The sequence below is a fragment of the Sphingomonas sp. AC411 genome (genome assembly GCF_979253035.1).
Map to the genome: position 1 here is coordinate 3,307,117 of NZ_CEEDAQ010000001.1, position 26,810 is coordinate 3,333,926.

Genomic DNA, 26,810 nt, shown 5'->3' on the forward strand with positions numbered 1-26,810 from the left:
TTACAATATATTTTGCGATGCAGCAAATTTGTCGCAGCCCGATTGCAGAAACGGAACGCGTCCCGACTGGAGGGCAGGCTGTCGCTGGACCCCTTGCCAAAATGCCGGAAAGGCCGCACCAGCATGCCCCACACGCTGCTATGCAGCAGAGTTGGTCTGCCCGCAGACCCTGCCAGATGTGAGTAAACGACCATGCGGATCGCGGTAATTGGAACAGGGTATGTCGGACTGGTGTCGGGGGCATGTTTTGCCGACTTCGGTCATGACGTCGTTTGCGTCGACAAGGACGCAAGCAAGATCGACGCGCTGCATGCGGGTCGGATCCCGATCTTCGAGCCGGGCCTCCAGGCGCTGGTCGAAACCAACGTCAAGGGCGGCCGCCTGGCGTTCACCACCGACCTGACCGAAGGCGTCAAGGGTGCCGAGGCGGTGTTCATCGCGGTCGGCACGCCGTCGCGGCGCGGCGATGGCCATGCCGATCTCGGTTACGTCTTCGCGGCGGCTGCCGAAGTCGCGACCGCGGTCAGCGGCTTTACCGTCGTCATCACCAAGTCGACCGTCCCGGTCGGCACCGGCGACGAAGTCGAGCGGATCCTGCGGGAGAACAACCCGGATGCGGAATTCGCCGTCGTGTCCAACCCCGAATTCCTGCGCGAAGGCGCCGCGATCGACGACTTCAAGCGGCCCGACCGCGTCGTCATCGGCGGCCATGACGAGCGCGCGATGGCCGTGATGCGCGAAATCTATCGCCCGCTGAGCCTGAACCGCTCGCCGGTGATCGAGATGTCGCGGCGCGGCGCCGAACTGACCAAATACGCCGGCAACGCGTTCCTCGCGACCAAGATCACCTTCATCAACGAGATCGCCGATCTCTGCGAAAAGGTCGGGGCCGACGTTCAGGAGGTCGCGCGCGGCATCGGGCTCGACAACCGGATCGGCGCGAAGTTCCTCAATGCGGGGCCGGGCTATGGCGGCTCGTGCTTCCCCAAGGACACGCTGGCGCTGCTCAAGACCAGCCAGGATTACGAAGCGCCGCAGCGGATCGTCGAGGCGGTCGTCGCGGTCAACGAGAACCGCAAGCGCGCGATGGGCCGCAAGGTCATTGCGGCGATGGGCGACGAAGTCCGCGGCAAGACGGTCGCGGTGCTGGGCCTGACGTTCAAGCCGAACACCGACGACATGCGCGACAGCCCCGCCATCGCGGTAATCCAGTTGTTGCAGGACGCCGGCGCTCGCGTGCAGGCTTATGATCCCGAGGGCATGGAACAGGCCGCCAAGCTGCTCCAGAACGTCGATTTCAAGGACGACACCTATGCGACGATGGAAGGCGCCGATGCGCTCGTCATCGTCACCGAATGGGACGCGTTCCGTGCGCTCGATCTGAAGCGCGTGAAGTCGCTGCTGTCGGAGCCGATCCTGATCGATCTCCGCAACATCTACCCGCGCGACATCGTCGAGAACGCCGGCTTCACCTACATCGCGGTGGGCCGCTGACCGTGGCCGCGCCCGTTCTCGTTACCGGTACCGCAGGCTTTATCGGCCATGCGACGGCGCACCGTCTGCTCGATCGCGGCGAGACGGTGATCGGTATCGACAACGTCAACGATTACTACGACCCGCGGTTGAAAGAGGCCCGGCTGGCGACCTTCGAGGGGAAGCGGAACTTCGCGTTCCACCGGATGGATGTGTCGGATGTCGAGGGCGTGGCGCGTCTGGTATCCGACAACGGCGTGACCCGGGTGGTGCATCTCGCGGCGCAGGCGGGGTTCGGTACAGCATCGAAAACCCGTTCGCCTACGAGAAGTCGAACCTCGCGGGGCATCTTGCGGTGATGGAGGCGTGCCGGCACCAGCCGCAGTTCGAGCATCTGGTCTATGCCTCGTCCAGCTCGGTCTATGGCGACAAGCCGATGGGCGGGCAGGGGTTCAGCGAGGACGAACCGTCGGTCATGCCGGTATCGCTGTATGCGGCGACCAAGCGCGCCTGCGAATTGATGAGCCAGTCCTATGCGACGCTCTACGGTTTCCCGCAGACCGGCCTGCGGTTCTTTACCGTCTATGGCCCCTGGGGGCGGCCGGACATGGCCTACTTCTCCTTCACCGACAAAATCTTGGCCGGGCAGCCGATCGAGGTTTACGGCGAGGGCAAGATGGCGCGCGACTTCACCTATATCGACGATATCGTGACCGGTATCGTCGGCGCGCTCGATCATCCCCTGGCCCTGCGCGAGCACCGCGTGCTCAACATCGGCGACAGCCATCCGGTCGGCCTGATGGAGATGATCTCGACGCTGGAAACCGCGATCGGACGCGAGGCAGTGAAGATCATGAAGCCGATGCAGCCAGGCGACGTCACCGCGACCTATGCGGACGTGTCGAAGCTCAAGGCCCTGACCGGCTACAAGCCTGAAGTGATGCTCGAAGAGGGCCTGACCCGCTTCGCCCAATGGTACCGAGACTACTACAAGATCTGAGGCCGGGACGCCCGCTGCTTACGGCCGTCGCCGTTGCAGCCTCTTCCATCCCAACCAGACGCCGCTGATCGACGTCACCAGTCCGGCGATCGATCCCAGCCACAACAGCAGATCCCAGATCGGGCGATGCTGCGTCAGGACGTTCAGGTCCCATTTGTGGAGGAGGTCGAACGCCCAGCGATAGATGCGGCGCCGACGGTCGACCGTCGCGAGCACCTCGCCGGTCGCAGGGTCGACATACAGCCAGGTCGAGGCCGGGTCGTCGAAGCGCAGGTGCAGGATCGGCAGGCGCGGCATGTCGCCGACCTGATACCAATAGGCGTCGGGCGTCGTCAGCCGATCGAGCGCGATCAGCGAGGCGCCCGCCTGAAGGCGGCGCGCGGCAGCGACGATGGCGCGAGTGGTAGGACGCGCGGGCGTGAGCGAGGCTGCGCTCAGCGTGGTCCGTCGGCCATCCGCATAGTCGAGGACGACGAGTGGCGTGTTCGCATAGTCGGTCAGACGCGCACGGACGGTCCCCGCGCCTGCAGTGGCGAGCCGATCGAACTGCACTGCGGAGACCTGATCTGCGGCGGCGTAGGTTCGGGCGGCGGCTTCGGCCGGCGGGACGCTGCGAAACAGATGGCCCGGATCGACCGAGAGCCAACCGCTGACGATCCAAGCGATCAGGAAGCCGCCGCCGACCAGTCCGGCCAGATGGTGCCACAGCATCCAGCCGCGATAAGGCGACGCGCGGCCACCGCTGAACCGGTGCCGGCCGAGCCGCGTCCGGAGGATTCCGATCCACATCCCCGCGACGGCGGCGGCGATGCACGGTCCCGAAACCCACATCACGATCTGGCGCCATGCCGCGTTATCCTGCCGCAGAACGGTCGGGTACAGCCAGTGCGGCACCGAACCGAGCCAGTTCCACAGCCGCTCGCGCCGGGTCGTCGACTGCACCACGCTGCCCGTCGAAGAGGAAACGTAGAGTTCGCTCCCATGCGAATCTGCGAGCGTCACCTTCCACAAGGGGCGATGCCGGTCGAACCCGCCGGCCACGGTCCACTGGTCACGCGTCAACCGCTCGGTGTCGGCTACGGGCGCCTGCCCGAAGCGGCGAGCGATGCGCGCGGCATAGCCGGCATCGACCTCGGCAAGCGTGGCCCCCGGTGCGCGGCGATCGTGCGCCGCTCGCCCTCCCATGTCTCGATCCGCCAGACCGGCACATCGTCGCGCATTTCGAGCAGCAGCTCTCGTGGCCATCGCCCGGCATCGAGCGGCGGCGGCACGTCCACCGCCCGCCAGTCGATCGGCTCCGCGCGGGCCATTTGCTCGGCTGGCGTGAGCGAGGGGTAGGGGACGTAGATCATCACGAGCCCCGACGAAAACCACATCGCGAACAGCAGGCAACTCGCAATCCCGATCCAGCGGTGCACGAGATAGAGCCAGCGCCGGCCTAGCTTGGCGAGCGATGCGGGGCGGCGGCTAGAAACCGGCACGGAGCGAGACGTCCACTGAACGAGGACGGCCCAGGACCCATTGCTGTACCCCGTAGCTGTTGATCGCATAGGCCGCGTCGAACAGGTTGTAGACGTGAAGATCCACGGCGACGCGCGGGGTCATCGCATAGGACAATGTGGTATCGACCGTCACATATCCGGGGATCCGGAAGTCGTTGGCATTGTCGGAGAATCGGCGGCCGACATAGCGCAGCCCGGCGCGGGCCTGGACGGCCGGCGTGGCGGTCCAGCGCAGCCACAGGTTCGCCATCGTCTCGGGCACCTCGGGCGGGGTGTTGCCGGCGTAGTTCGCGGTCTCCGACATGAAGTCGTCGAACCGGGCGTTCAGAACGCTGCCGTTCGCATCGAACCCGAAACCCCTTGGCAGATCGATCGAGACCGCGGCCTCGATCCCCTTGGCGGATCGCTGCCCGACCTGCTCGATCGGGCTGGTCGGCGTGAGTTGCGCCAGCAGCCCCGTCTTGACGATGCGGTACGCCGCCAGGGTCGCGGTGCCGCGGCCGTCGAGGAACACCGCCTTGGCGCCGACCTCGACCTGATTGCCGACGGCGTTGCTGAACTGGGCTTGCCCGGTCGAATAGGTGGTCAGCGTGCCCAGTGGATCGACCCCGGTCGCGTACTGGGCATAGAGCGAAACGGTGGGGATCGGCTGGTAGACGCTGCCGACGCGCCACGTCGTGTTGTGCAGGCGCTTGTCGAGCGCGAAGGCTTCGGTGGCGCCGTCGATCGTCCAGCGCTGGATCCGGTCGCGTTCGTAGCGGATCCCGCCGACGATCGAGACCTGCTCGCCCAGCTTCAGCCGGTCCTCGGCAAACATCGCATATTCGGTCGTCCGCGTCCGATAGCGTGGCGCGATCCCCTGCGTGTCGACGATGACGCCCGGATCGAAATCGTACGGATCGACCTCCGACACCTGCGACGCGGCCCCGAAATTATGCGAATAGGTCAGCTTGATCAGGTTAACGTCGAATCCAACGACGATGTCATTGGACAGGCCATCCGCGATCGGCGTGCGGACCGTCACGCTACCCTGATCGCCCCATTGCGTCTGGTCGTGGACGATGCCGGTCATGTCGGTGCGGTAGATGCTGCCGGGTGTCGCTGCGCCGCCACCGTTGCCATTCGGGCAGGCGCCATCGGTCGCGACCCAGCAATAGCTTTCGAGGTTGAGCCAGGAGCGTTTCGACGTCAGCCGATACGCCTGGTTGCTGACGGTCAGCGCCGTCGATGGTGTCCAGTCGACCTGGAGGCTGGTGCGGTTGTCGCGAAAGCGGACATAGCCGTCGCGCGTGTTGTAGTTGCGGCGTCGGTTGCCGTCGTCGAGCCGCCCGCCGATCAACGGCGTGCCGAAATAGCGCATCGGGTGCTGGCTGCCGTAATCGTCGCGAACCGTGACGGCGAGCGTATCGGTCGGTGCCCAGCGCAGCGTCGCGGACAGTGCGTAACTGCGCGATTGCCCTCGGTCGACATACCCGTCGGACCGGCGATAGCTGCCGTCGATGCGGTAGGACAGGTCTTCGCCTGCCGGTCCCCCGGCGCCTGCGGCGACATGGAAGGTGTCTTGCGAGCCATAGCCGATCTCGCCATCGATTTCGGTGCGCCGGGTATTCGGCTTGCGCATCAGCACGTTGACCGCACCGCCGAGCGCGCCTTGACCGTATAACACTGACGCAGGCCCGTTGAGGATGTCGATCCGCTCGACCATCCACGGATCGGTCGGGAAAGTAAGCGTCCCGGCCGCAGGAAACAGCCGCACGCCGTCGATCAGCTGGAGCACCGACCCCTGGCCGCTGAACCCCCGTGCCGCGAGCGCTGTGCCGCCATTGCCGAGATTGCCGACGCTGGTGATGCCCGGCGCGCGGCTTTCCGCATCGGCGATCGCCATGTCGCCCCGCGCGCGGATCGTGGCGCCGTCGATGACCGACAGCGTCGCCGGCGTCTCCAGCGGCGACAGGTTGAGCCGACTGGCCGTTCCGTTGGGCACCGTCAGATCCGCTTCATGGCGGCCCGTCACCAGAATGTCCTCGGATGTGGGTTCGGCGGTTTGCGCATTGGCCGCCGCCGGCAGCCCGATGACAAAACCGGCGGCGATGCAGGCGTAGTGGCGTTTCCGTCGTGCGCCGATCGTGATGTTCATGGTCTTCATACCCCGATGAAGGGCGAAGAAGACGGATGGACGCGAAACAGGCCGCGTTCGGACTGTCCGGCCGCGTGCATGCAAGCAGCCAGCCCGGAATCCCCGCCGGTGGACGTTATCGCGTCGGAGGCAGGTATCCTGGCTCGCGGGTCATGACGCCGGTCTGGCCTTCCCGGCGGGTCCTACCGCCAGTGACACTCGTCGACCGTCGCTCGCCGCTTACAGTTGCGGGGGCAGCGCCGGCCTGGGACCTGGTTCCTAAAAGGAGATCCGCACCGGCTTCCCGTCTTAGCTTCGGGACGATTGCGCGACCGAAGAACCTCGACGCGCCCCGTGTCCCAGCTTCCCGGAAGACGGTCAAGCGTCATATAAAGAATTCTTTATATGACCTTCTTTCGCCGATACTTAGCGTATGTCGCTCACGTCACGGGCCCGCCGAGCAGCTCGGCTACGGCGCCAATCGGGGTGGTGAGCGCCCGATAACAGAGCATCGCCGCGAAGCACGCCACCCCCATGCCGATGATCGTCAGGCATATGAACTGCAAAGCCGATGAGTGGCGTTTGCTGCGATCGGCCCGCTGGATTACGTGCCTGCTGAAGTCTTCGCGGATCTGGCTTCGCCGATCGACGTTTGCCGGACCACGCGCGGGCGGGGATTCGCTCAGAAGCGCGGCGACGCTGACCGGGTCCTGGGTCCGTACGCCGAAGCGACTGCCACCGCTCCAGACGACACGTCCGATGATCACGAGAGCCCCCGCCGGATATCGACATATGTGCCAATAGCCGGGGGCATCGCGCTGGAGACGAGAAGTCCCCGATCCGATACGTCATGGATACATCCGTTCGACCATTTGCCATTGACGTTCATCCGGCAGGATACGGACAGTTCTTTCAAGGCTGGCAATGTATACCCGATCTCACGACGTCATCATCGGCGATCGGTATCTCGAAGTTGCGGTGCTCCCAACCCGGGAAATATACGGAGCTGCGTGCGCGTTACCGGGCGAGTGCGATCAATTGAGCGATGCCGTTGGTACCGGTCTTGGCGACGATCGCGGCCCTGTGGTCCTCCACCGTCTTGGGACTGATGGCGAGTGCGGCGGCGATCGCCTGGTTATTGTGTCCCTTGACCAGCAGATCGAACACTTGGCGCTGGCGCGGTGTTAGCGTCGCGGTGCGTGCAAGCGCCGATCGCTGTGTCTTCGACCAGGCGACGCCTTCGCACACTGCGGCCAGCAGCCGATCCTCGTCGATCGGTTTTTCGAGATAGTCGAGGCCACCATAGCGCCGCACCGCATCGACCGCGTTGGCGGTCGTCGGCCATGCGGTCATGAAGACGATCGCGACGGTAGGGTCGACGGCGCGAACCCGATCGGCAAAGTCGAACCCGTCGATGTCGCCCATCATCACGTCGGTGACGATGCAATGCGCGGGTGCCTGCCCGTATACCGCAAGCAGCGGCACAGGATCGAGGAACGGCTCGGCGACATGGCCGTGGCGACCGAGCAACCGGGCGACGGCAGCACCGAGATCCCGATCGTCATCGACGACATAGACGAGTCCGCGGGTAGGATCGGTCATTCGGTTTCACCCAGCAACGGGAGGAGGATCGTCGCACGGGTTTCGCCGGTGTCATCGCTTGCTCTGGTAAGGCTGCCGCCATGCGCCTCGACGATCGCGCGGGCCACGAGGACGCCGATACCCATGCCAGGCTGTGGACTGCGATCGGGGCGAGATCGGTTCGTCACGACGATACGGGCTTTGCCGTCCTCGCTTGTCACGTCAAGCGACACCTGGCCGTCGCCGCGGGCCTGGATGGCATTGCGCACGAGGTTGACGATCGCCTGCGCCAGTTCCACTTCCTGGGCGAGTACGACGAGGTCCGGGTCGACCGTTTCGATTGCGAGCGTCACTCCCCGGGATTTCGCTTCGGGATGTGCCAACGCCGCGACGGTATCGATCAGCGCCGCCAGCGGTAACGGCGTCGGTTCGTCGACCGCTCTTCCCCCGAAGCGCCGCAATCGACGGACCAGCGTGGAGAGCGCGGCTGCCTTGCGATCGATCAACGCCGCGGTCGTGGCGATCTCTGGGTCGGCCGAGACGGTGATCTCATGCAGGTGCTTGGCCTCGATCGCCAGTGTGGACAAAGGTTGGCTGATCTCGTGGATGACCGCGACCGACATAGCGCGCAACGTCTTCAATCGCTCGGCCTGGAACAGCAGGCGATCCCGGCGTTCGAGATCGCCGCGCGCTCTGGCCTGCGCATCGGCGAAGCTGCCGGCGAGATACCCGACGACCATGATCGAGGCGAGGCTCATATGCAGGGCCAGCCGTTCGTCCATCCGCATCGGCATTGCGGTGCGCGGCAGCACGATCGCGGCGACGACGGCGATGGCAAGCCAACTCGCGGTGCGGCCGGATCGCAGGCCTATCCATGCGACCGCCAGCAGCACGGGCGTATGGGGCGTCCCGAGGCCGATTTTCGCGAGCAGGATCTCGGTTCCTATCGAGGTGGCTAGAACACCGACGGCCTCGATCACGGCGGATGTCCGTGGCTTCTCCGGCCGCGATGCGGTGCCGGACAGGAATTCGGCGAGCCAGAGCAGCGGCGGCGTGAGCAGCAGGACCCCCAGCAGGTCGCCGACCACGAATCCGGTCAGCGACGTCACCACGTCGCGCAGCCCGGAAACGCCGGTCAGGTCGGGACGCAGCAACGACCATGGCAAGGCGGCCAGGGCCGCGGCGATCGGTGCGCCGACCGACGCAAGCCCGAGCGGCATCGGCGCCACGCTCATGCTCGTATGGGCACGGCCCGCGACATGGCGAACGAGCAGGACGACCAGGCCATAAGCTAGCGGCGGCCTGATGACTCCGGTCAGGTGGATTGCCCATTCTGGAGAACGGAGATCGATCACGCCCGTCGTGCACTGCACCAGAATCTCGGCGATTATCAATCCCGGGAGCAGCCGGGGACCGCGCCGCCATAGCAGCGCCATGCGGAAACCCGCCGCGGGATAGAGCAGCGAATAGAAGCCCCGACCGCCCCATTCCGAGGCGATATGGTGCGTCACCCAGAACGCCACCGCGTAGCCGAGCAACCATGGCAGATCGGGAAGGGATACGCGAAACGGGGCAGGGACGGGCGCGCGCGGAGTCATTGTCGGCTGTTTGCACGATCGAGCCGCTGTCGCCTATCCGGGCAATTCCCTGAACGCGGGTCCCTGAACGCGGGTCCTTGAACGCGGGGCCCTGACCACGGGAACGGTCAGGACGGGGCTGGTCGGCTGTCAGCCAGCGCGCGGCGGAGCGCGGCGACTTCGGTATTGAGAGCCGCCAGACGGTCGGGCGTCATCCCCGATCGCTCCACGATCAGCGGCCCCAGACATCCGGTCTCCGCCCAGCGGGCCTTGCCGGCGCCGGTCAGGCGCACCCGGACCTGGCGTTCGTCAGCAGGGTTGCGCACCCGCGTCACCAGCCCGGCGGCCTCCAGCCGCTTCGCCAATGGCGTGATGGTGCTCGGCTCGAGCGCCAGCCGGTCTGCGATCGCTCCGATCGAGCAACCGTCCTCCGCTTCGTTCAGCGTCTGGAGAACGAGAAACTGCGGGTAGGTGATCCCCAGCCGATCGAGCACCGGCTTGTACGCGCGGTTTATCGCGATGGTCGCGGCGTAGAGCGAGAAACAGAGCTGATCATCTAGCGGCAGCGGATCGGGCACGGCAGGACTCCTTATCCGCATCGATTAGCACAAAAATGATTATCGCAACAAATTGTACTGGACGCCGGCATCGAGACTCCCTAAATCCCTTATCGCGATAACAAACACGGAGATACATCATGTCGGTCGACGTCAAGTACACCACCGAAGCCACCGCAACCGGCGGTCGCGACGGTCATGCGCGCTCGCAGGACGGCCGTTTCGACGTAGCGCTTTCGACCCCGAAGGAACTCGGCGGCGCCGGCGGCAACGGCAGCAATCCCGAGCAGTTGTTCGCGGCAGGCTATTCCGCATGCTTCATCGGCGCACTGAAGGTCGCCGGCCAGCAGCTGAAGATGAAGATCCCCGACGACGTCTCGGTCACTGCAAAGGTCGGCATCGGGCCGCGTTCGGCCGGTGGCTTCGGCATCACCGCCGATCTTACCGTCTCGCTGCCGGGTATCGAGCGCGATCAGGCGGAAAAGCTGGTGGAGGCGGCGCATCAGATTTGCCCGTATTCGAACGCGACGCGCGGCAACGTCGATGTAGGCCTGACGCTCGCCTGACATTCGCTAGACGATCCGGGCCGACGACCCGGGTGTGCGAACGATAGGGAAGGGGGCAGCCAGACTAGACGGCCCTCTTCCCGACGCGTCCCACGCCCGTTTAGCCGTGTCTTCGATAAGGTGCGGATAGTTCGGACGCCTGCCGAGTTATGCGTCCGATGATCAACGGCTAGGTCGCTACGTCATGGCATCACCGCGCTATTCGGCCGCCTGTCGGTTTCGGCCTCGGCGGGATCGCAACCAATCGATCGGTCATTCCGGCGTCGCGCGCGGAGGTGATCTCTGCGGTTGGATCGGCATGCAGCGCTAGTCTCCAAAGGAGGACGCATCGTCGCGATGATGAAGACAAGATCAGGGAGATCAGGTCTGTCAGGATGGACCTGCCGTCGGGATTAGCGCTCCCGACATCGCTCCGGCGTTGATAGCGCCTGTCCCCGCACCCGATAATATCCCGGCGAATGACGCGGTGATGCCGGCAAAGATAGTGTCGACGTTCTGGAACGATTTGCATGGTCAAGGTCTTGTCCATCCGACGCGGTCCTTCGTCGCGCATTGGTGGATATCGATAGACCCGGAACATCAAGGCCTAGTCGATAATGTTCGAGCCGCGATTGTCCCAGAAGCGGCGAAACGCATTCTATCCAGTTCGGTCCGAGTATTGGATCGCAATTATCCGCAAACATACAGTGTTCATTCGCGAACAAAGGTTGTAGGCGTCCGCCGGGGGATGCATGATGAATTCAAGGAAATAGCGTGACGGATACGATTAACACGGTCGAGCTTGCTGCCGAACTGACGGCAGCATGGCTGGCAAACCCCAACACCCGCACTGCGGCCGATGACGTGCCGGCCTTTCTCGTGGCGATGCATGCCGCTGTCGCAAAGCTCTCCGGTAACGGCGAAGCCGAGCCCGAAGCTGCTGCGGTTCCTGCATCCGAGCCGGCGGTTTCGGTGCGCAAGTCGCTCGCGTCGCCGGATCACATCATCTCGATGCTGGACGGCAAGAAGTACAAGACGTTGCGTCGTCATCTTTCGACCAACGGTCTGACGCCGGAGCAGTACCGCGAGCGCTTCAACCTGAAGCCCGACTATCCGATGGTCGCCGCGACCTATTCGGAAGCACGCCGCGCGATGGCGAAGTCGATCGGTCTGGGTCGCAAGGCCGGCTCGACCGTCGAAAAGGCTGCCGATGGCGCGGTCAAGACGGTCCGCAAGACCGGCAAGGCAGCACTCGATGCCGCCAAGAAGACGCTGGGCAGCGACGCCTGAGACTATGCGGGGAGGGCCGAGCCTTCCCCGTGTTCTCCGATAGCCCTTAAGAACGCCCGTCGGAGAACGCGCTCAGGCGGCGTCCTCGATCAGCGCCTGCGCCAGCAGCGCCCGGATCGCCTTCAATGCGGGGATCGGTGACTGCACCTGTACCGGGGTAGCCGAACCGCTTGCGGCCGGTGCGGATTTCTCGCCGGACAGCAATTGCTGCACACCGCGCACGGTATAGCCCTCGCGGTTCAGCAGCGTGTCGATCCGCCGGACCAGCGCCACGTCCTCGGCCCGGTAATAGCGACGATTGCCGGCGCGCTGGAGCGGACGGAGCTGCGGGAACCGCGTTTCCCAATAGCGCAGGATATGCTGCGGCAGCCCGGTGTCGGCGGCCAGTTCGCCGATCGTGCGAAACGCCGCCTCGGTCTTGGTGCCAGGCATCGAACCCGCCTCAACTGTCGAGCCCGTCCCGCCGGTCGAGGGCGCGCCGTCGTCGGCGTCGCCAGGCATGAATTCAGCCGGCACCGACGATGCGCTCACGCATCATCTGGCTCGCGCGGAAGGTGAGGACGCGGCGCGGTGCGATCGGCACCTCGATGCCGGTCTTCGGGTTGCGCCCGACGCGCTCGCCCTTGTCGCGGAGCACGAACGTACCGAACCCCGAAATCTTCACGTTCTCACCGTGCGACAGAGCGCCACACATTTCTGCGAGGATCTGTTCGACGATCTTGGACGAATCCGCACGCGACAGTCCAACTTCCCGGTGAAGCGACTCGGCCAGATCGGCCCGCGTCAAAGTGCCAGTCATAGTCATTCGCAAGCTCCCAGACTCGGCGCTTCTCCTACACAGGCACGAAGGCGATCGGAAGGGATTTGTTCTACAAGCGAATCGATATCTTTCGAAGGGATTAGAAGCGGATAACCGCGGCACCCCAGGTAAACCCGCCACCCATCGCCTCGAGAACGACGATCTGGCCCTGCTGGATGCGCCCGTCGCGGACTGCAACGTCGAGCGCGAGCGGCACCGATGCGGCCGACGTGTTGGCGTGCTGATCGACGGTAACGACGACTTTCGCAGGCGCCAGGCCCAGCTTCCGCGCGGTCGCGTCGAGGATACGGGCGTTCGCCTGATGCGGTACGACCCAGTCGACCTGATCCGCCTCGAGCCCGGCCATAGCCAGCGATTCGGTCATCACCGAGGCGAGATTGGTGACCGCGTGGCGGAACACCTCGCGGCCCTTCATGCGGAGCTTGCCGACGGTGCCGGTCGTCGAGACGCCGCCGTCGACATAGAGGAGTTCGTTATGCCGGCCATCGGCGTGCAGCTTGGTCGTCAGGATGCCGCGGCCGCCTTCGTCCGCGGTGTCCTGCGCCTCGAGCACGATCGCGCCGGCGCCGTCGCCGAACAGCACGCAGGTCGTCCGGTCTTCCCAGTCGAGGATGCGGCTGAACGTCTCAGCGCCGATCACCAGCGCGCGCTTGGCGACGCCGCTGCGGATCATGCTGTCGACCACCTGCACCGCGTACAGGAAGCCCGAACAGACCGCGGCGACGTCGAACGCGACACAGTCGTTGATACCGAGCATCGCCTGCACCTTGGTGGCGCTGGCGGGGAAGGTCTGGTCGGGTGTCGCGGTCGCGAGCACGATCAGGTCGATGTCCTGCGCCTCGATGCCGGCGGCGGTCAAGCAGCGCGGCACGCGTCGGCGGCCAGAGTCCCGGTCGTCTCGCCTTCGCCGGCAATGTGGCGGAAGCGGATGCCGGTGCGCTCGACGATCCACTCGTCGCTGGTGTCGACCTGTTCCGCGAGTTCGGCGTTGGACACGCGACGCGCGGGCAGGGCCGAACCCGTGCCGATGACGACCGAACGGATCATGCCGCCTTCTCCACGCTGCCGAGATCGTCGGCGATGCGCCGGATCAGATCGTTGCGGACCATCTTGGCGGCATTGCCGATCGCGGTCGCGACGCCGCGATCGGTCGCACCGCCGTGGCTCTTCACGACGATGCCGTTGAGCCCGAGAAAGACCGCGCCGTTGTGATTGTTGGGATCGAGGTGATCGCGCAGCAATTCGGTTGCTGGCCGCGAAATCAGGAAGCCGAGCTTCGAGCGGACCGAGCTGCGGAAGGCGCGCTTGAGCAGGTCGGCGACGAATCGCGCAGTGCCCTCGGCGGTCTTCAGCGCGATGTTTCCGGAGAAGCCGTCGCACACGACCACGTCGACTTCGCCGCGCGACAGTCGGTCGCCCTCGATGAAGCCGTTGAACTGCATGTCGACCGCTGGCGTCGCCCGCAATTGCGCGGCCGCATCGCGGATCTCGTCCGTGCCCTTCATGTCTTCGCTGCCGATGTTCAGCAGTGCCACACGAGGATGCGGGATGTCGAGTGCGGTGCGCGCATAGGCGGCGCCCATGATCGCGAACTGAACGAGGTTGCGTGCGTCGCACTCGGTGTTCGCGCCGAGGTCGAGCATGACCATGTCGGTATCGCCGAGCGTCGGCAGACGCGCCGCGAGTGCCGGTCGGTCGATCCCGGGCAGCATCCGCAACGACAGCTTCGCCATCGCCATCAGCGCGCCGGTATTGCCCGACGACACTGCGGCGGCGGCGCGACCCTGTTTCACCAGGTCGATCGCGATGCCCATCGAGGTCTTCTTGGCGCGGCGAATCGCCTGGGTCGGCTTTTCGCTCGACCCGACGACTTCCGGCGCGTGGACGATCTCCGAATGCTGCGACAGGTTCGGATGAGCCTTGAGCCCCTCGCGAATCGCAGCTTCGTCGCCGACCAGCAGGAAGCGCATGCCCTCGAATTGATGACGTGCGAGAGCGACACCGGCGAGCATCACTGCCAGCCCGTCATCGCCACCCATCGCATCGACCGCGATCCAGCCGCTGTCGGGCATTCGCTATCCTTCGTTCAAGTTAGAGGCTTGCGACCTCAACCCTCGACCGAGAGGATTTCACGACCATTGTAATGGCCGCACGAGCCGCAGAGGTTGTGCGGGCGCTTCAGTTCGCCGCAGTTCGGGCATTCCTGGAACGACGCGATCGTGAGCGAGTCGTGGCCACGGCGCATGCCGCGCTTGGAGGGCGAGGTTTTCTTTTGGGGACGGCCATTTCGGCACCTTGTTCAATCTAAAGGTCGGGGCTCTGAGTACGCCCGGACACGGAACTCGGCAACCGACATGAATGCCGGCCGCCTGAAGCAACCCATGCGGCCTGACGCTCGCGAAGCGTGGCGCTATAGCGATTTCGTCCCGCGTTGCAAGCTTTCGCCCCCGCGTTGCAACCATTGGTCGCGAGTGGCAGGACCCGATCCGACATCCAACGAGGGGCAACGCCGTGATATTACCCGTGACACTGACGATCGCAGCGGCTGCGGCCGTCGTCAATCTGTGGCTCGCCTTCCGAATCGTGCCGATCCGGGTGAAGGACAAGGTGCTGCTGGGCGATAACGGCAATGCGCTGTTGCAGGGGCGGATGCGCGCGCATGCGAACTTCACCGAATATGCGCCGTTCATCCTGATCCTGCTGGGGCTGATCGAACTCGCCGGCGGATCGACGATGTGGCTGTGGATCGCGGGCGTCGTGTTCGTGATCGCCCGCGTGGCGCACGCGTTCGGCATGGACCGGGCGACGTCGAGCGTGCCGCGGGCCGGTGGTGCGCTGGCGACCTGGGCATTGATGGCGGTGCTTGCCTGCTGGGCGCTGGCGATCGCGTATCAGGCGAACAGCGTGCCCGCCGCGAAGACGTTCCAGGTCGTGCCGTCGGGTGGTCGGGCATGAGCGCGTTTCGCTTCCTTCCCGCCGCGGCGCTGTTGGCTGCGTCCCCTGCCGTGGCGCAGGTCTCGCCCGAGCGATTGTCCGCGGACGTAAAGACACTAGCGTCTGACGCGTTCGAGGGCCGTGCTCCCGGCACGCCGGGCGAGACCAAGACGATCGCCTGGCTGATCGCGCAGTTCAAGGCGATGAAGGCGCAGCCCGGTGGGCCGAACGGCAGCTGGACGCAGCCTGTGCCGCTCGTCCACACGCGCATGGGCTCGGGCACCGTCCGTGCTGGCGATACGACGCTGGCGCAGGGGCGTGACGTCTATCTGAGCACCGTGCGCGGCGTCGATCGCGTCGCGATCGCCAACGCGCCGATGGTGTTCGTCGGCTACGGCGTCAGCGCGCCCGAGCGCGGCTGGGACGACTTCAAGGGCCTCGATCTCAAGGGCAAGGTCGCGGTGTTCCTCGTCAACGACCCCGATTTCGAAGCGGTCGCGGGCGACGATGCGAAGGGCAGGTTCGGCGACCGGCGGATGACTTATTACGGCCGCTGGACGTACAAGTACGAGGAGGCGGCAAGGCGAGGGGCGGTCGCGGCGCTGATCGTCCACGACACGCCGGGCGCGGGCTATGGCTGGAACACCGTCACCGCCCCAGCTGGCGAGAATTACGATATCGTGCGGAAAGATCCCGAGTCGCGGGTGATGCTCCAAGGCTGGCTGGAAGGTGGTGCGGCGACTCGGTTGTTCGCTGCCTCGGGCCTTGATCTGGCAGAGATGCGCAAGGCCGCGCGGCGGAGCGACTTCCGCCCGGTCGCGCTGAAGCAGGCGTTCACCACCGACCTGCCGGTGCAGCACGACACCGCCGTAAGCCAGAACGTGCTGGCGAAACTGCCGGGCAAGACGCATCCCGACGAGGTCGTGATGTTCGGCGCGCACTGGGACGCCTACGGGATCGGCGCGCCCGACGCGCAGGGCCGCACGATCCGCCCCGGCGCGAACGATGACGGGCTCGGCGTGGCCGGCGTGCTCGAACTCGCGCGCAAATTCGCCAAGGCCCCCGCACCGACCGCAGCCTCGTCTTTGCGCTGTGGAGCGGCGAGGAGCGCGGGCTGCTCGGCTCGGAGACCTACGCGGTGAACCCGGTCTATCCGGCGGCGAAGACGGTCGCCAATCTGACGCTCGACATCCTCCAGACCGCAGGCCCCGCGAAGGACGTCATGCTGGTCGGTGCAGGGCAGAACAGCCTCGAGGACATGCTGGGTGACGCGGCGACGGCGCAAGGCCGCGTCGTAACCCCCGAAGCCCTGCCCGAACGCGGGCTGTTCTACCGCGCCGACCATTTCTCGGTCGCGCGACGCGGCGTGCCGACACTGCTGCTGATGGCGATCAGCGGCGCACCCGACCTGGTCAACGGTGGCCGGACTGCAGGGCAGGCTTGGCTCGACGGCTATATGAAATGCTATCACCAGACCTGCGACGCTTGGAGCGCGGACTGGGATCTGCGCGGCGCGGCGCAGGATGTGGACCTGTTCCAGACGATCGGCACGAAGCTGGCGAACAGCCGCTTGTGGCCGGAATGGCGCAACGGTTCGGAGTTCAAGTCCGTGAGGGCTGAGACGGCGGGGAGCGGAGTAGAAGATCGCAAGGAATGCCACCCCGGCGAAGGCCGGGGCCCAATAGGAAAGGTTGCAGTAACGTCGCGCTACCTACCCAATCTACGTCCCCCAATTGGGCCCCGGCCTTCGCCGGGGTGGGGGCGTTGGGAAGGTGGCGCCTCTTCTACTTCATGTTCTCCCGCGAAGGCGGGAGCCCAGGGTTACGGGCGCTATCCGCTTGGTATCCTGGACCCCCGCGTTCGCGAGGGAACAGGAAGGTTCGCGGGGGAACAGGTGGGGCCGCGAGCGGACGTTACGCCGCCAACGCCCGATCGCTCACGAACATATTCGTCGCCCGCTCATGCGCGAACGTGCTCGCCGGCCCATGCCCCGGAATGAAGCTCGTATCGCTCCCGAGCGGCCAGAGCTTCTCGACGATCGACTTCACCAGCACCTGATGATTCCCCCAGGCATGTCCGAACGCCCGACCGAACCCTGGAACAACACGTCCCCAACCTGTGCGAACTTCGACGGCGCGTGATGGAAGATCACATGCCCCTCGGTATGCCCCGGCGTCTCGTACACATCGAGCACCAGATCGCCGACCGAGACCGTATCGCCCTCCACCAGCCACCGGTCCGGTTCGAAATTCACGCCGGAAATCCCATATTTCGGCCCATCCTGATCAAGCCGCTGCAACCAGAAACGATCCGCCTCGTGCGGGCCCTCGATCGGCACGCCGAGATCGTTCGACAGCCGCTTCGCGCCGCCGGCATGGTCGATATGCCCATGCGTCAGCAGGATCTTCTCGACCGTGACCCCCGCCTGTTCGACCGCCGCCATGATCCGCGGCAGGTCGCCGCCGGGATCGATCACCGCGGCCTTCATCGTCGTCGTGCACCAGAGGATCGTGCAGTTCTGCTGGATCGGCGTGACCGGCACGATCGCGGCGCGCAGGGGCGGAGTGGCTGGATTTGTCATGGCCCCGAAATAGGATAGCGCATCGGTTGGAGCAATCGCCGCTTGCGGTGTACCCCATCGCCCGTGCAACAGGGAAGGCGATGTGGACTGCGCCCTTCGTTTTGCTCGATGATGCTCGTGAGGGGGCGCTCCGGCGCGATTGTACCGCGACCCCGTCCGGATCGTCCGCGCCGATACGCTCGCCGAGGTGCGCCCGGCGCTCGATGCCCTTCGCGACGCCCGTGCGGAAGGGCTGCACGCCGCCGGATACCTCACCTACGAAGCCGGTGCCGCACTTTCCTCCAAGCCGGTCGACGTCCGCGCCGAAGGGCCGCTGCTCTGGTTCGGCCTGTTCGCCGAGTACCGAACGATAGCGCCCGAAGACGTCGCCGCGCTGCTCCCCGCCCCCGCCGGCGCGTGGACCGGTGCACCCGAGCCCTTGATCGACCGCGAGACCTATGACGCGAGCCTGACACGCGTGCTCGACCTGATCGCGGCGGGCGACATTTATCAGGCGAACCTCACCTTCGCCGCCAGCGTGCCGTTCGTCGGCGACCCGCTCGCGCTCTACGCCCGGCTGCGGCAGCAGGCCAAGGCAGGATATGGCGCGCTGATCGACACGGGCGAGACGCGCTTCCTGTCGCTGTCGCCCGAACTCTTCTTCGCGCTCGACGGCGACACGCTCACCTGCCGCCCGATGAAGGGCACCGCGCAACGAGGCGACACGCCCGAAGCCGATCGCGCACTCGCCGATGCCCTCGCCGCCGACCCCAAGCAACGCGCCGAAAACCTCATGATCGTAGACCTGATGCGCAACGACCTGTCGCGTGTCGCCACCCACGTCGCGGTCCCCGACCTGTTCACCGTCGAGACCTATCCGACCGTCCACCAGATGACCTCGACCGTCACCGCGACGCTCAGAGCCGACTGCGACGCGGTCGACGTGCTGACCGCGCTGTTCCCCTGTGGATCGATCACCGGCGCGCCGAAGCAGCGTGCGATGGAGGTCATCGCCGAGGTCGAGCACGCGCGCACTCGCGGCATCTACACCGGTTCGATCGGCCGGTTCGACGCGAACGGCGACGCGATCTTCAACGTCGCGATCCGGACGCTGGCGGTCCGCGATGACACGGCGACGATGAGCCTCGGCTCGGGGATCGTCGCCGACAGTGCGGCGGATGCGGAATGGGACGAATGCCATGCGAAAGGCGCGTTCGTCACCGCCGGCCAACGCCGCTTCGACCTGATCGAGACGATGGCGTTCGATCCCGACGACGGGCTCCTCCGCCTCGAAGCGCATCTCGCGCGGATGAAGGCGAGCGCCCAGGCCCTTGGGTTCACCTTCGACCGCCACACCGCACGCAACGAACTCCAGGCGGCGACCTTCCGGTTGCGCGGGCCCCGTCGCATCCGTCTGTTGCTCAGCCCCTCGGGCGCGATCGCCATCGAGGCGGCACCGCTCCCACAGTCGCCCGCGCAGGCCACCGTCGCGATCGTGCCGCTGCCCGTGCCCGGCACCGACTTCCGCCTCCGCCACAAGACGTCCGCGCGTGCCTTCTACGACGATGCGCGCAAGGCGGCGGGGACGTTTGAGGTCGTGTTCGAGGATGCCGACGGTTTCCTCACCGAAGGCAGCTTTACGTCATTATTCGTGAGGCGAGGCGCGACCCTCATGACGCCGCCGCTACGGCCCAGTCAGTTTTCGGGCCTGCTTCCCGGCATCCTCCGCGCCGAACTGCTCGAATCGGGTCGCGCGATCGAGGCACCGGTGACCCGGGCCGACCTCGCCAATGGTTTCTTCATCGGAAATGCAGTTCGTGGCCTCATTCCGGCGATCGTTACGGTTGCGAATTCGGCCAAGCGGAGCGTATAGCGCCCGCGAATTCCGCAGGCGTACTGCGGACAACCGCAAAGGTTACACCATGCACGCATCCGCCGCGCTCGGCCGCATCAGCCCCTCGCCGACGCTCGCGATCACGTCGCGCGTTCTCGAACTGAAGCGCGCAGGCGTCGACGTGATCGGCCTGGGTGCCGGCGAACCCGATTTCGACACGCCGGATTTCGTGAAGGAAGCCGCGATCCAGGCGATCCGCGACGGCAAGACCAAATACACCAACGTTGACGGCACGATCGAACTGAAGCAGGCGATCGCCGCCAAGTTCGCGCGCGACAACAATCTCACCTACACCACCGACCAGATCAGCGTGAACGTCGGCGGCAAGCACACTTTGTTCAACGCGATGGTCGCGACGATCGATCCGGGCGACGAGGTCGTCATCCCCGCACCGTACTGGGTCAGCTATCCCGACGTCGTGCAGTTCGCGGGCGGCGTGCCGGTGATCGTCAAGGCGGGTCCCGAGGTCGGCTACAAGCTCGATCCCGCCGCGCTCGATGCGGCGATCACGCCGAAGACCAAATGGGTGATCCTCAACTCGCCGTCGAACCCGACCGGGGCCGGCTACACGATCGACGAGCTGAAGGCGCTCGGCGCGGTGCTCGCGAAGCACCCGCACGTCTGGATCTTCGCCGACGATATGTACGAGCACATCGTCTATGACGGCTTCAAGTTCGCGACGATCGCCGAGGCCTGCCCCGAGCTGTTCGAGCGCACGCTGACCGTCAACGGCTGCTCGAAGGCCTATGCCATGACCGGCTGGCGGATCGGCTATGCGGGCGGCGCAGCGTGGCTGATCAAGGCGATGGCCAAGCTCCAGTCGCAGTCGACCTCGAACCCGTGCTCGATCGCGCAGGCGGCGGCGGTGGCGGCGCTGAACGGCGACCAGTCGTTCCTCGCCGAGCGCAACACCGCGTTCCAGGGCCGTCGCGATCTGGTCGTGGCGATGCTCAACGAGATCGACGGCATGCACTGCCCGACGCCGGAGGGTGCGTTCTACGTGTACCCGTCGTTCGCCGAGCTGATCGGCAAGACGACGCCGAACGGCCGCCTGATCGACACCGACGAGGCGATGGTCGGCTATCTGCTCGACGACGCCAAGGTGGCGGTGGTGCAGGGCGCCGCGTTCGGTCTCTCGCCGGCGTTCAGGATCAGCTATGCGACGTCGGACGCGCTGCTCCGCGAGGCGTGCACGCAGATCCAGACGGCCTGCGCCGCGCTGAAGTAACTACTTGATCCTCCCCCGCCAGGGGGAGGTGGCGCGAAGCGACGGAGGGGCGGTAAGGGTAACCGCTGCCCCGTGTCCTCCCCTCCGTCACCTTCAGTGACACCTCCCCCTTGCGGGGAGGATCGTAAGGTTCGGGCAACATTCGAGACACACGGCGACATCTCCTGGCAATCCTGCTGGGGGATTCCTGCTGCACGATGAACGCATCGGCCACGGCGCGTTAATCGAGAGTTTCTAAAAACGACATTGTGGTTGGCCGGCATCTCTACGACATGCCGGTACGTAGCTGACACCAACCCACCCGGTCGGTGTCGTCACTTGGTTTCATTGGGATCGCATCATGCGCAGTATCGTAAAGTCGAGTTTCTTCTGGCAGTTTAGCGGCGGTTTCGTGCTGGGTGCGATCGGCTTGCTCGCGCTTCAGCCCGCCGAGGCGCGCCAGACCTTCGCCAGCCATTTCGAACACAGCGCGCCCGCCACGCGCTAATCTTACGCGCGTCTTGGCGAATGATCGCGGCAACCCCATGTATATACACATGAAAAAGCCGATCCTCGCCACGCTCGCCGCTGTCGGTATTGCCGGTGCGTTCATGTCCACCGGCACCGCGCAGGGCGCCCGCGCCGTCGTCATCCCCGCCGTCAAGACAGACCTTCCCGCGACACCCGGTATCCAGACCGCGGTGCTTGCTGGCGGTTGCTTCTGGACGATGGAGGCGGTGTTCGAGCATGTGAAGGGCGTGAAGGCCGTGACGACCGGTTATGCCGGCGGGACCAAGGCGACCGCGACCTACGATCAGGTGTCGGCCGAGACGACTCGTCATGCCGAGGCGATCAAGATTGCCTACGACCCGCGCATCGTCAGCTACGGGACGCTGCTCCGCGTGTATTTCTCGATCGCGCATGATCCGACGACCTTGAATCGTCAGGGCCCGGACAGCGGCCCCAGCTATCGCTCGGCGATTTTCCCGCAGTCGCCGGCGCAGGCTCAGGTGGCGCGCGCCTACATCGCGCAACTCGGCGCGACGCGCGCGTTCTCCGGGCCGATCGTGACGAAGCTGGAGACGGGGACGTTCTATCCGGCCGAGGCGTATCATCAGAATTTCTACGACCGGAACCCGACGCATCCGTACATCGTGATGTGGGACAAGCCGAAGGTGGCTGCGTTCAGGGCCGCGTTTCCGACTATCTCTAACTGAGGCACTGCGTTTCGGGCGCAGTACCACCACCCCGGCGGAGGCCGGGGCCCAATTGGGAGCGGCATATAACGAAGGCATGTCCGCCGTTACTTCCACCTTTCCAATTGGGCCCCGGCCTTCGCCGGGGTGGTGACTTATCTACCTGACCAGCGACAAGCTTTAAGCAGCAACCGGAAACCGCAGCATCCGATCCGCCACCGGCACCATCGCCTCCGCACCAATCCCCACCGCCCGAACGATCTCCGGATGGTCCACATCCAGCCCCCGTCAGCGATCCGAACGCCGGCAAAATCACCTTAGTCGCCGTCGTCACGAAACATCGCCGCGCGACCGACTTCCCCGCACGCGCAGCCGCAGCTTCGGGTGGAAATGCCCAGACAGTTCCGACCGCGTCTCCGCCCGGTCCGCCTCATGCCGCAGCACCAGCCCGTCGACGACCACCTCGTCCACGACATCTCCGCCACACCGATCGAGGATCGCCGGATCGTGATTGCCCGTGATCCACGTCCAGCGCGTGGTATCGGTCATCGCCCGCAGCATGTCCTGCGCCCGCTGCGGCAACCGAGCACACCCGTCGCTGTCATGGAAGCTATCGCCCAGGCACCAGACTTCGCGCGCACCCGTCGCCGTGACCAGCGCAGTGAGATCGGCCAAGGTCGCGATCGAATCATAAGGCGGCAACATCTGCCCCCGACCCGCGAACCAGCTCGCCTTCTCGAAATGCAGGTCGGCGACCAGCAGCGCGTGCCGCTCCGGCCAGAACAGGGCGCCTTGTGGCAACGCCAGAAGCGCATGTCCGCCGAACGAAAAGGGAACCATCCGCTCGCCATGCAGCCCCCGCCGCGGCGAATCAAGCCGGCATCCGCCACGACGGGCAGGACTTGCGCATGTCCGCAATCGGCGTAAAGCGCGCCGTCCCTTCATGAGGAGCGCTTTTCGCGCCATGTCGTCCGAAGCCGGAACACCGCAAACTGCCGCAGTCCATCAACCGCCCGCCGGCGGCGTGGCGGCGCAGGTCTGTGCGCCCGCCGATATGTCGGCGGCGCATCTGCATCCGCATCCGGCGCTGGCCGCGCTGACGGTCGGCGCGATCGGCGTGGTGTTCGGCGATATCGGTACCAGTCCGCTCTACGCATTCCGCGAGGCGCTCGGCCAGTCGTCCGCGGGCGGCATCGATCCGAGCGAGATCCTCGGCGTACTCAGCCTCGCGCTCTGGTCGCTGTTCCTCGTCGTCACCGTCAAATACGTCATCTTCCTGATGCGCGCCGACAACCAGGGCGAGGGCGGCGTCCTGGCGCTGGCCGCGCTCGCCCGTCGCGCGCTCGGCATGCGGTCGAAGGTGGCGATCGTGCTCGGCGCGGCAGGCGCGTCGCTGTTCTACGGCGATGCGATCATCACGCCTGCGTTGTCGGTGCTGTCGGCGATGGAGGGGCTGCGGACGATCCCGAGCGCGGCGCACATTTTCAACGAAGGCGTCGTCCGCATGCTGACGATCGGCATCCTGATCGCTCTGTTCATGATCCAGGCGCGCGGGACGGCGCAGGTGTCGAAGCTGTTCGGCCCGGTCTGCATCGTCTGGTTCGTGGCGATCGGTGCGCTCGGCATCTGGCATATCGCCGACGAACCCTCGATCGTCCGCGTGTTCCTGCCGACCTATGGCGTCTCGTTCCTCGCGACGCACGGCGTCACCGGTCTGTTCGTGCTCGGCGCGGTGTTCCTGACCGTCACCGGGGCGGAGGCACTGACCGCCGACATGGGCCATTTCGGCAAGCTGCCGATCCGGATCGGCTGGTTCTTCCTCGTCTTCCCGGCGCTCGCGCTCAACTATCTGGGGCAGGGCGCGTTCGCGCTCGCCAGCCTTGAGGACGCGGCGGCGCGCGGCATTCCGTTCGTCAACCAGGACTGGTTCTTCCTGATGGCGCCCGAATCGTTGCGCCCGGCGCTGATCATTCTCGCCGGTTTTGCGACGGTGATCGCCAGCCAGGCGGTGATCACCGGCGCGTTCTCGCTGACGCAACAGGCGATCCAGCTCGGCCTGCTCCCGCGGCTGCGCATCCGCCAGACCTCGGCGGTGTTCGCGGGCCAGATCTACCTGCCGGCGATCAACTGGCTGTTGCTGATCGGCGTGCTGGTGCTGGTGATCCAGTTCAAGACGTCGTCGGCGATGGCGGCGGCGTACGGCATCGCGGTGACCGGCACGATGGTCGTCACGACCTTGCTCGCCTATATCGTCGTCCGCCATCGCTGGAACTGGTCGCGCCCGCTCGCGCTCGCGGCGATCCTGCCGTTCCTGACGCTCGACCTGATCTTCTTCGGCGCGAATATCCTGCGCGTGATCGAGGGCGGCTGGGTGCCACTGGTCATCGCCGCGTCGATCGGGCTGATCATCTTCACCTGGGTGCGCGGCAAGAAGATCGTCAGCGCGTTCGAGAAGCGCCAGAGCATCCCTCTCAGCGATCTCGCCGCCGCGCTGGAAAAGCGCCCGCCGGAGCGTGTGTCGGGCACTGCGGTGTTCCTCACCGCCAACCCCCACGCGACGCCCGGCGCGCTGCTGCACAATCTCAAGCACAACAAGGTGCTCCACGAGCGCAACCTGATCTGTAGCATCCGCACTGCGGACCGGCCGTTCGTGGAGGAATCGGCGCGCGCTAAGGTAGAGCGGGTGGACGAGAATTTCTCGATCGTCGTGCTGACTTACGGGTTCATGGAGTCGCCCGATGTGCCGCGCGATCTGGGCGTTGGGAACAAGACCGAGCAGCTTGGGCTGGACCCTATGCGGACGTCGTTCTTTATCGGGCGGAATACGTTGAAGCCGGATGCGGAGAAGGGGATGCCGCCTTGGCAGGACCGGATCTTCATGTTCCTCCAACGCAACGCAAGCGACCCGACGGACTTTCTGAAGATCCCGCCGGGCAAGGTGTTGGAGCTAGGCGAACAGGTCACCGTCTAAACCCCCTCGCCCCCTCGGGGAGAGGGAAGGGGCCCGCGGCGCTTGCCGTGGGAAGGGAGAGGGGCGTGGGGATGCGCCGTCCCGAGCCTCACGCCCCTCTCCCTTCCGTCGCCTGCGGCTCCTCCTTCCCTCTCCCCGGAGGGGAGAGGGACACGAACCATCACCCCGCGAATGCCTTCACGAGGTCGAACAGATAATCGCGGCCGTCGTACAACGACGCCACCCGGATCCGCTCGTTGAGGCCGTGAATCCCCCATGTCCTTGTCGATGAACACGCCGGGTACGCCGTAGACCGGGATCCCGATCGCCTCGAAGAAGATGCCGTCCGTCGCACCGGTCGACATCATCGGCAGGATTGGGATGCCGGGGAAGTGCTTGGCGGCCACCTTGGTCACCGGCCCCATGATCTTCGGATCGAGCGTCGGCGGGATCGCGGTGGGCCGCACCGGCTGGTTCGCCGTCACCGTCACCTTCGCCCCCGCCAGTTCCTTCAGCTTGGCGAGCGTGCCCTCTACCGTCTCGCCCGGAAAGATCCGGCAGTTGATGTTCGCCGTCGCGCGCTGCGGCAACGCGTTCTCGGCATGACCCGCGTTCAGCAACGTCGCCACGCACGTCGTCCGCAAGGTCGAGTGCATCGCCTTGTCACGGCTGACGATCGCATCCGCCGCCTTGTCCTCGGGATTGGCGAGCAACCGCGTGATCGCGCTGCCCATCTCGCCCGGCATCGCCTTCGCGCTCGCCGCGAAGAACGCCTTGGTCGTGTCGGTGAACTTCACCGGAAACTCATACCCCTGCACCGCCTTCACCGCGTCGGCGAGCTCGTAGATCGCGTTCTCCGGCGTGGGCTGCGAGCTGTGCCCGCCGGGATTGGTGGCGAGAAACGTGTAGTTCTGCGCCGCCTTCTCGCCGACCTGGATCGCCAGCAACTGACGCTTGCCATTGTCGTCGAGCCGCCCGCCGCCACCCTCGTTCAGCGCGAACTCCGCCGCGATCAGATCCGGCTTCGACTTCGCCAGATACTGCGCGCCGTTCCACGCAAAGGTCGTCTCCTCGCCGCAGGTCAGCGCGAGCTTGATCGTCCGCTTCGGCGTGTACCCGCCGGTCTTGAAGCGGATCATCGCATCGGACCAGATCGCCGCCTGCGCCTTGTCGTCGACGGTGCCGCGCGCGTAATAATAGCCGCCTTCCTCGATCAGCTTGAACGGATCGCGCACCCAATCCTCACGCTTGGCCTCGACGACGTCGAGATGCGCAAGCAGCAGCATCGGCTTGAGCGCCGCGTCCGACCCCTTCAGCACCGCGACCAGCCCGCCGTCCTTGGGATGCTCCGGCACCGAGAAATAGGTGATGTCCGCGTCCGCATAGCCCGCCGTCTTCAGCCGCGCGCCGATCTGCGCCGCCGCCTGCGTGCAACTGCCCGCGGACAGCGTCGTGTTGGTCTCGACCAGTTCCTTGTAGAGGCCGAGGAACGCCTTCTGGTCGGGTCGCGACTGCGCCTGTGCCGAGACGGGCGCGGCAAGAACCGCCGCCGTAAGTAGCCAACCAGTCGCGCGCATCGTCGTCCCCTTTTTCGTTTCGATCGGGAGA

18 protein-coding genes, 8 pseudogenes and 1 riboswitch are annotated in these 26,810 nt (G+C 65.7%); of the genes and pseudogenes, 11 read left to right on the forward strand and 15 right to left on the reverse strand.

Annotation, left to right across the window (positions count from 1 at the left end; translation table 11 throughout):
* Nucleotides 1–192: 192 nt before the first annotated feature.
* Together AC0IX7_RS16990 and AC0IX7_RS16995 are read left to right on the forward strand one after the other, a co-directional pair.
* Nucleotides 193–1,494 carry a UDP-glucose dehydrogenase family protein gene (locus AC0IX7_RS16990; protein WP_471813002.1) on the forward strand — a complete coding sequence of 434 codons (1,302 nt, stop codon included), beginning with the start codon at nucleotides 193–195 and terminating at the stop codon, nucleotides 1,492–1,494.
* Between the two features lie 2 nt (nucleotides 1,495–1,496).
* Nucleotides 1,497–2,473: pseudogene (locus AC0IX7_RS16995) on the forward strand (NAD-dependent epimerase/dehydratase family protein).
* An 18-nt stretch (nucleotides 2,474–2,491) separates the two neighbouring features.
* On the opposite strand, the gene AC0IX7_RS17000 reads toward AC0IX7_RS16995, so the two are convergent.
* The 7 genes from AC0IX7_RS17000 to AC0IX7_RS17030 form a co-directional block, all read right to left on the reverse strand.
* Nucleotides 2,492–3,658 carry a PepSY domain-containing protein gene (locus AC0IX7_RS17000; RefSeq protein WP_471813004.1) on the reverse strand — a complete coding sequence of 389 codons (1,167 nt, stop codon included), beginning with the start codon at nucleotides 3,656–3,658 and terminating at the stop codon, nucleotides 2,492–2,494.
* Complete coding sequence (locus AC0IX7_RS17005; RefSeq protein WP_471813006.1) at nucleotides 3,550–3,954, reverse strand: hypothetical protein; 405 nt, start codon at nucleotides 3,952–3,954, stop codon at nucleotides 3,550–3,552. The genes AC0IX7_RS17000 and AC0IX7_RS17005 overlap by 109 nt, the downstream gene beginning before the upstream one ends.
* Nucleotides 3,941–6,112 (reverse strand): TonB-dependent receptor, encoded by a 2,172-nt coding sequence (locus AC0IX7_RS17010; protein ID WP_471813007.1) that lies wholly within the window; start codon nucleotides 6,110–6,112, stop codon nucleotides 3,941–3,943. Before AC0IX7_RS17010 ends, AC0IX7_RS17005 begins: the two co-directional genes overlap by 14 nt.
* A 111-nt stretch (nucleotides 6,113–6,223) precedes the next feature.
* Nucleotides 6,224–6,450: riboswitch (cobalamin riboswitch) on the reverse strand.
* 81 nt (nucleotides 6,451–6,531) lie between these two features.
* The gene (locus AC0IX7_RS17015; RefSeq protein ID WP_471813009.1) at nucleotides 6,532–6,858 is read right to left on the reverse strand and encodes a hypothetical protein; all 327 of its coding nucleotides are present in this window, start codon (nucleotides 6,856–6,858) and stop codon (nucleotides 6,532–6,534) included.
* Between the two features lie 250 nt (nucleotides 6,859–7,108).
* Nucleotides 7,109–7,693, reverse strand: a complete 585-nt coding sequence (locus AC0IX7_RS17020; RefSeq protein WP_471813011.1) for a response regulator transcription factor — start codon at nucleotides 7,691–7,693, stop codon at nucleotides 7,109–7,111.
* Nucleotides 7,690–9,270 (reverse strand): sensor histidine kinase, encoded by a 1,581-nt coding sequence (locus AC0IX7_RS17025; protein WP_471813013.1) that lies wholly within the window; start codon nucleotides 9,268–9,270, stop codon nucleotides 7,690–7,692. The genes AC0IX7_RS17020 and AC0IX7_RS17025 overlap by 4 nt, the downstream gene beginning before the upstream one ends.
* A gap of 107 nt (nucleotides 9,271–9,377) precedes the next feature.
* Nucleotides 9,378–9,827, reverse strand: a complete 450-nt coding sequence (locus AC0IX7_RS17030) for a MarR family winged helix-turn-helix transcriptional regulator (RefSeq protein ID WP_471813015.1) — start codon at nucleotides 9,825–9,827, stop codon at nucleotides 9,378–9,380.
* Between the two features lie 119 nt (nucleotides 9,828–9,946).
* Here AC0IX7_RS17030 and AC0IX7_RS17035 point away from each other — a divergent pair, with 119 nt between their 5' ends.
* Both AC0IX7_RS17035 and AC0IX7_RS17040 read left to right on the forward strand, forming a co-directional pair.
* Entirely contained in the window at nucleotides 9,947–10,372 is a 426-nt protein-coding gene (locus AC0IX7_RS17035) for an organic hydroperoxide resistance protein (protein WP_471813017.1), read from the forward strand.
* Between the two features lie 753 nt (nucleotides 10,373–11,125).
* Nucleotides 11,126–11,641, forward strand: coding sequence for a Ros/MucR family transcriptional regulator (locus AC0IX7_RS17040; protein WP_471813019.1), 516 nt, complete (start codon nucleotides 11,126–11,128; stop codon nucleotides 11,639–11,641).
* A 72-nt stretch (nucleotides 11,642–11,713) separates the two neighbouring features.
* Here the strand turns inward: AC0IX7_RS17040 and AC0IX7_RS17045 are convergent, their stop codons facing one another.
* The 5 genes and pseudogenes from AC0IX7_RS17045 to rpmF all read right to left on the reverse strand — a co-directional run.
* A complete protein-coding gene (locus tag AC0IX7_RS17045; RefSeq protein ID WP_471813927.1) occupies nucleotides 11,714–12,073 on the reverse strand; it encodes a MerR family transcriptional regulator in 360 nt (119 codons plus the stop codon).
* A gap of 73 nt (nucleotides 12,074–12,146) precedes the next feature.
* The gene (locus AC0IX7_RS17050) at nucleotides 12,147–12,446 is read right to left on the reverse strand and encodes an integration host factor subunit alpha (RefSeq protein WP_128455114.1); all 300 of its coding nucleotides are present in this window, start codon (nucleotides 12,444–12,446) and stop codon (nucleotides 12,147–12,149) included.
* 94 nt (nucleotides 12,447–12,540) lie between these two features.
* Nucleotides 12,541–13,508: pseudogene (locus tag AC0IX7_RS17055) on the reverse strand (beta-ketoacyl-ACP synthase III).
* Entirely contained in the window at nucleotides 13,505–14,533 is a 1,029-nt protein-coding gene (gene plsX / locus AC0IX7_RS17060) for a phosphate acyltransferase PlsX (protein ID WP_131587388.1), read from the reverse strand. Before plsX ends, AC0IX7_RS17055 begins: the two are co-directional and overlap by 4 nt.
* 35 nt (nucleotides 14,534–14,568) lie before the next feature.
* Nucleotides 14,569–14,739: pseudogene (gene rpmF / locus AC0IX7_RS17065) on the reverse strand (50S ribosomal protein L32); the annotation flags it as partial.
* 233 nt (nucleotides 14,740–14,972) lie between these two features.
* Here rpmF and AC0IX7_RS17070 point away from each other — a divergent pair.
* Nucleotides 14,973–15,416 carry an MAPEG family protein gene (locus tag AC0IX7_RS17070; RefSeq protein WP_471813020.1) on the forward strand — a complete coding sequence of 148 codons (444 nt, stop codon included), beginning with the start codon at nucleotides 14,973–14,975 and terminating at the stop codon, nucleotides 15,414–15,416.
* A pseudogene (locus AC0IX7_RS17075) lies at nucleotides 15,413–17,025 on the forward strand (M28 family metallopeptidase); the annotation flags it as partial. The gene AC0IX7_RS17070 and the pseudogene AC0IX7_RS17075, both read left to right, overlap by 4 nt.
* Nucleotides 17,026–17,308: 283 nt before the next feature.
* On the opposite strand, the pseudogene AC0IX7_RS17080 reads toward AC0IX7_RS17075, so the two are convergent.
* Nucleotides 17,309–17,976, reverse strand: a pseudogene (locus AC0IX7_RS17080) (MBL fold metallo-hydrolase).
* 80 nt (nucleotides 17,977–18,056) lie between these two features.
* Here AC0IX7_RS17080 and pabB point away from each other — a divergent pair.
* The 4 genes and pseudogenes from pabB to msrA all read left to right on the forward strand — a co-directional run bounded on the left by pabB (nucleotide 18,057) and on the right by msrA (nucleotide 22,273).
* Nucleotides 18,057–19,828 (forward strand): annotated as a pseudogene (pabB, locus tag AC0IX7_RS17085) (aminodeoxychorismate synthase component I).
* A gap of 49 nt (nucleotides 19,829–19,877) precedes the next feature.
* On the forward strand, nucleotides 19,878–21,077 hold the full coding sequence (locus AC0IX7_RS17090) for a pyridoxal phosphate-dependent aminotransferase (protein WP_471813022.1): 1,200 nt from the start codon (nucleotides 19,878–19,880) through the stop codon (nucleotides 21,075–21,077).
* A gap of 340 nt (nucleotides 21,078–21,417) precedes the next feature.
* Nucleotides 21,418–21,564 (forward strand): hypothetical protein, encoded by a 147-nt coding sequence (locus AC0IX7_RS17095; protein ID WP_187502244.1) that lies wholly within the window; start codon nucleotides 21,418–21,420, stop codon nucleotides 21,562–21,564.
* A 49-nt stretch (nucleotides 21,565–21,613) separates the two neighbouring features.
* Nucleotides 21,614–22,273 carry a peptide-methionine (S)-S-oxide reductase MsrA gene (msrA, locus tag AC0IX7_RS17100; RefSeq protein ID WP_471813024.1) on the forward strand — a complete coding sequence of 220 codons (660 nt, stop codon included), beginning with the start codon at nucleotides 21,614–21,616 and terminating at the stop codon, nucleotides 22,271–22,273.
* Nucleotides 22,274–22,432: 159 nt separating this feature from the next.
* Here msrA and pdeM read toward each other — a convergent pair.
* Nucleotides 22,433–23,092: pseudogene (pdeM, locus tag AC0IX7_RS17105) on the reverse strand (ligase-associated DNA damage response endonuclease PdeM).
* Nucleotides 23,093–23,276: 184 nt separating this feature from the next.
* Here pdeM and AC0IX7_RS17110 point away from each other — a divergent pair.
* A complete protein-coding gene (locus AC0IX7_RS17110; RefSeq protein WP_471813026.1) occupies nucleotides 23,277–25,223 on the forward strand; it encodes a potassium transporter Kup in 1,947 nt (648 codons plus the stop codon).
* Nucleotides 25,224–25,383: 160 nt separating this feature from the next.
* On the opposite strand, the pseudogene AC0IX7_RS17115 reads toward AC0IX7_RS17110, so the two are convergent.
* Nucleotides 25,384–26,779, reverse strand: a pseudogene (locus AC0IX7_RS17115) (M20/M25/M40 family metallo-hydrolase).
* Nucleotides 26,780–26,810 lie beyond the last annotated feature (31 nt).

Bases quoted from the DNA above. Each gene is read 5' to 3' on its own strand.
- AC0IX7_RS16990 (WP_471813002.1), top strand. From the start codon at position 193: ATGCGGATCGCGGTAATTGGAACAGGGTATGTCGGACTGGTGTCGGGG.
- AC0IX7_RS17000 (WP_471813004.1), bottom strand. From the start codon at position 3,658: ATGGGAGGGCGAGCGGCGCACGATCGCCGCGCACCGGGGGCCACGCTT.
- AC0IX7_RS17010 (WP_471813007.1), bottom strand. From the start codon at position 6,112: ATGAACATCACGATCGGCGCACGACGGAAACGCCACTACGCCTGCATC.
- AC0IX7_RS17020 (WP_471813011.1), bottom strand. From the start codon at position 7,693: ATGACCGATCCTACCCGCGGACTCGTCTATGTCGTCGATGACGATCGG.
- AC0IX7_RS17025 (WP_471813013.1), bottom strand. From the start codon at position 9,270: ATGACTCCGCGCGCGCCCGTCCCTGCCCCGTTTCGCGTATCCCTTCCC.
- AC0IX7_RS17035 (WP_471813017.1), top strand. From the start codon at position 9,947: ATGTCGGTCGACGTCAAGTACACCACCGAAGCCACCGCAACCGGCGGT.
- AC0IX7_RS17045 (WP_471813927.1), bottom strand. From the start codon at position 12,073: ATGCCTGGCACCAAGACCGAGGCGGCGTTTCGCACGATCGGCGAACTG.
- AC0IX7_RS17050 (WP_128455114.1), bottom strand. From the start codon at position 12,446: ATGACTATGACTGGCACTTTGACGCGGGCCGATCTGGCCGAGTCGCTT.
- plsX (WP_131587388.1), bottom strand. From the start codon at position 14,533: ATGCCCGACAGCGGCTGGATCGCGGTCGATGCGATGGGTGGCGATGAC.
- AC0IX7_RS17090 (WP_471813022.1), top strand. From the start codon at position 19,878: ATGCACGCATCCGCCGCGCTCGGCCGCATCAGCCCCTCGCCGACGCTC.
- AC0IX7_RS17095 (WP_187502244.1), top strand. From the start codon at position 21,418: ATGCGCAGTATCGTAAAGTCGAGTTTCTTCTGGCAGTTTAGCGGCGGT.
- msrA (WP_471813024.1), top strand. From the start codon at position 21,614: ATGAAAAAGCCGATCCTCGCCACGCTCGCCGCTGTCGGTATTGCCGGT.